General features: G+C 67.6%; 6 protein-coding genes and 1 tRNA gene. 5 read left to right on the plus strand and 2 right to left on the minus strand.

Annotated elements, in window-relative coordinates:
* From B7X32_RS19900 to B7X32_RS19910, 3 genes are all read left to right on the plus strand, one after another.
* Positions 1-196, plus strand: a 196-nt coding sequence (locus B7X32_RS19900; RefSeq protein WP_292723736.1) for an alpha-L-rhamnosidase C-terminal domain-containing protein, incomplete at its 5' end; no start/stop codon positions are given.
* Positions 197-268: 72 nt separating this feature from the next.
* On the plus strand, positions 269-1,273 hold the full coding sequence (locus B7X32_RS19905) for a LacI family DNA-binding transcriptional regulator (protein ID WP_292723738.1): 1,005 nt from the start codon (positions 269-271) through the stop codon (positions 1,271-1,273).
* A gap of 110 nt (positions 1,274-1,383) precedes the next feature.
* Positions 1,384-1,465: transfer RNA gene (locus B7X32_RS19910), tRNA-Tyr, on the plus strand.
* A 226-nt stretch (positions 1,466-1,691) separates the two neighbouring features.
* Here the strand turns inward: B7X32_RS19910 and B7X32_RS19915 are convergent.
* Entirely contained in the window at positions 1,692-1,940 is a 249-nt protein-coding gene (locus B7X32_RS19915) for a DUF3263 domain-containing protein (protein ID WP_292723740.1), read from the minus strand.
* The gene (locus B7X32_RS19920; RefSeq protein ID WP_292723743.1) at positions 1,940-2,068 is read right to left on the minus strand and encodes a hypothetical protein; all 129 of its coding nucleotides are present in this window, start codon (positions 2,066-2,068) and stop codon (positions 1,940-1,942) included. Before B7X32_RS19920 ends, B7X32_RS19915 begins: the two co-directional genes overlap by 1 nt.
* A 452-nt stretch (positions 2,069-2,520) precedes the next feature.
* Between B7X32_RS19920 and B7X32_RS21110 the strand changes: the two genes are divergently transcribed.
* Both B7X32_RS21110 and B7X32_RS19925 read left to right on the plus strand, forming a co-directional pair.
* A complete protein-coding gene (locus tag B7X32_RS21110; RefSeq protein ID WP_366247014.1) occupies positions 2,521-2,769 on the plus strand; it encodes a helix-turn-helix transcriptional regulator in 249 nt (82 codons plus the stop codon).
* Positions 2,770-2,781: 12 nt separating this feature from the next.
* Positions 2,782-3,049 (plus strand): hypothetical protein (locus B7X32_RS19925; RefSeq protein WP_292723746.1); only part of this gene is annotated, 268 nt, incomplete at its 3' end.

Consider the following 3,049-nt stretch of genomic DNA (forward strand, 5'->3'; position numbering starts at 1 on the left):
CGTGCCCGGGCCCGGGATCAGTTGGGCGCGCACGCGCTACGACTCCGCGGCGGGGGAGATCGCGGTGCACTGGAACGCCGGCGAGGAGGGGTTCGTGCTCGAGGCGAGGATTCCCGAGGGCGTCCCCGCGGAGATCGTCCTGCCCGGTGGCGCCACGCACGAGGTCGTCGGGGGCGAGCACCGCTTCGTCGCCTGATCGGGCGTGCCCCTGGCTCCCGGGCGCCGGCCCGTGATGCCCTAGGCTCGCTGTGCGGGAGAGGGGGCGGCCATGGTGGTGAGCGTCCGGGAAGTGGCGGAGGACGCCGGCGTGTCCGTGGGCACGGTGTCGAACGTCCTGAATCGTCCGGAGCGGGTCTCCGCGGACACCGTGACGCGCGTCCAGGCCTCGATCGCCCGCCTCGGCTATGTGCGCAACGACGCCGCAAGGCAGCTCCGCGCGGGGCACAGCCGCACCATCGGGCTCGTCGTCCTCGACATCCGCAACCCCTTCTTCGCCGAGGTCGTCCGCGGCGCCGAGCAGCGCGCGGACGAGCACGGGATGTCGGTGCTCGTCGCCAACAGCGACGAGAGCGCGCGTCGTGAAGGACTGCTCCTCGACCTCTTCGAGGAGCAGCGCGTCGCGGGCGTCCTCATCACTCCGGTCGCCGAGGCGCTGCCGCGGCTCCAGCAGATGCGCGATCGCGGCACGCTCAGCGTCCTGGTGGATCGCGAATCACGGGATCCCGGCTTCTCCTCCGTCGCCGTGGACGACGTCGAAGGCGGGCGGATCGCCGCCGCGCACCTCCTGGAGAGCGGTCGGCGCCGGCTGGCGTTCGTCGGCGGCCCCGTCTCGCTGCGGCAGGTCTCGGACCGGCTGAGCGGCGCACAGGCCGTGGCCGCCGCGGCCGGGGTGGGACTGGAGTTCATGGCGACGGGCGCGCTCAGCGTCGAGGAGGGGCGCCGCGCGGGCCGGCTCCTCATGGACCGACCGGGCGCGGAGCGCCCCGATGCCGTGTTCGCCGCGAACGACCTCGTGGCTCTGGGCTTGCTGCAGAGCCTGGTGATGGCCGGGGATGCGCGCGTCCCGCAGGACATCGCGCTCATCGGGTACGACGACATCGACTTCGCGGAGGCCGCGGTGATCCCGCTGAGCTCGATCCGCCAGCCCGCCGCCCTCATCGGATCCACCGCGGTGGACCTGCTGCTGGGGGCGTCCGACGGCGGCGCGGCGACCGCGGAGCGCGTGCTCTACCGCCCCGAACTCATCGCCCGCGCCTCGACGCTGGGCGTGTGAACCGGGAACCGCGAACCCGGTCTCCCGCTCGATTTCTCGTGACCGGATCCGCCGGGTATGCTTGATCTTCGCGCCCCCGGTCGGCTGGAAAAGCGGGACGGGCGTGCACTGGCAAGTTGCCCGAGCGGCCAAAGGGAGCTGACTGTAAATCAGCCGCGTAATGCTTCGGGGGTTCGAATCCCTCACTTGCCACAGCCGCGGAATTCCGCGGGAAACGGAGGGGCTGACACCGCATCAGGTGCCAGCCCCTCCGGCGTCTGCACCGTATCTTGCACCGTATCGTCGGCGATTGCTGCGGCCGCTGCTTCGAGATCACGCTCAGCGAGGTTGAAGAGGACCCTGGCTGCTACGTCCCCAAACCTGCGCCAGGCGGCATCCGACGGTTCTCCTCGAGATGTCACTCGGACGCGTGGTTCGCTCATTGGGAACCCCAGCGGATCCGCGGCGGCGTGAAGTCGAGGACCCGGCGCGCGCCAAGCGGATCCGCCTGCATGCCCTCAAGGGAAGCCGCGGCGCGTTCGAGCAGCACGACGTAGCGTGCGGGGGAGAGGCCGAGCTCTTCCCGGATCCGTGTCTCTTTGTTCCCGCGCCATGACGGATTGCGCTCTTTGAAGGCGCGAATTCGGGCGGGGTCCACGTCGGCGATCCTGTCAGCAGCCACCGACATCAGGAGTAGGCGTGGTGGACGTGCCAGCCGTCGGCGCCCTGGTAGACGTCGAAGACGAACGAGTCGCCGGCGTCGTCGGTCCCCTGGAAGCGCCACCCGTACAGCGGGTGCGGGTGCTCGACCGGCACGGACCAGAGCCCTATGCGTCAAAGGGCACTGACCGACGTGATCGTGGTGACTATCGTTGCCCTCGTGGTGGGACTGGCCGTCGCTCTTGGAGCATTGACCATCATCGCTGTGATGACTGTTTGAGGGGCCAACGTGAATGCCTACAGTTGCTGCAGCGTGGGCCCCCGCCCCTCAGCGCAGAGGCCCGCCGTACAGGCGAGGCCTCTGTATCGTTGCTCGATTCAGCGTCCCCAGCAGAATCCTGCTCTACCCTGCCAAATCAGCTTACTGAATAATGGGTAATTATCGGCGAATCGCGGTTCGGCATTGGTTCGCATAGTTTAGGTTATATTTTCTAGCCAAAAGCCCAGGTGCGGTGTGTCCGCGGTCGCCATAGGCTCGGTGTTGCAGCCGGCGAATTGGTGTGCGGTACCTGTGCGAACGTGGCACCGCCCGCTACGACCGAGGGGAGATGAGATTGCTCAGCCATGAGGCAGAACCTCATTGTGGTGCTGTTCAATCTCTCGCCCAGCTGCTGCGACGTCGACGGACGTCGGCGGGCTTGTCGCAGGAGGAAGTCGCCTTAGCAGCGGGGCTCGCGCTACATACGTACAGCAGTCTTGAACGGGGAGAAACTGCCGTCGGGACGCTGGCGAATCCAACGTTCAGCACCATGTTCAGGGTGTTTCGAGTCTTGGACATTGAGGTCGTCCTGACGTGAAAGGGAACGAAAATGCGCGATGAGTCCGGGCAGCTTCCATTGCCATGGCCCCAGGGTTTCGCCGAGTACTCGCGACCGGGCGATGACTCCGTCGCGCACGATCCGGTGCGCTGGGTCGAGGGCGACGGCCAGGCGCGAGAGATCGTCGGGTTCCCCGAGGACCTGGATGGGCTGCTTCGCACGATAGCCGCGAACGATCTTTCCAGCGTTTCGGTGGGCTCGCTTGCCATGCTCCTAGGCAACTGGCTCATCGCGAAAAACTCCGCAGCGTTCTGGGATC

It is taken from the genome of Microbacterium sp. 13-71-7 (assembly GCF_002257455.1).
Lineage (GTDB): Bacteria > Actinomycetota > Actinomycetes > Actinomycetales > Microbacteriaceae > Microbacterium.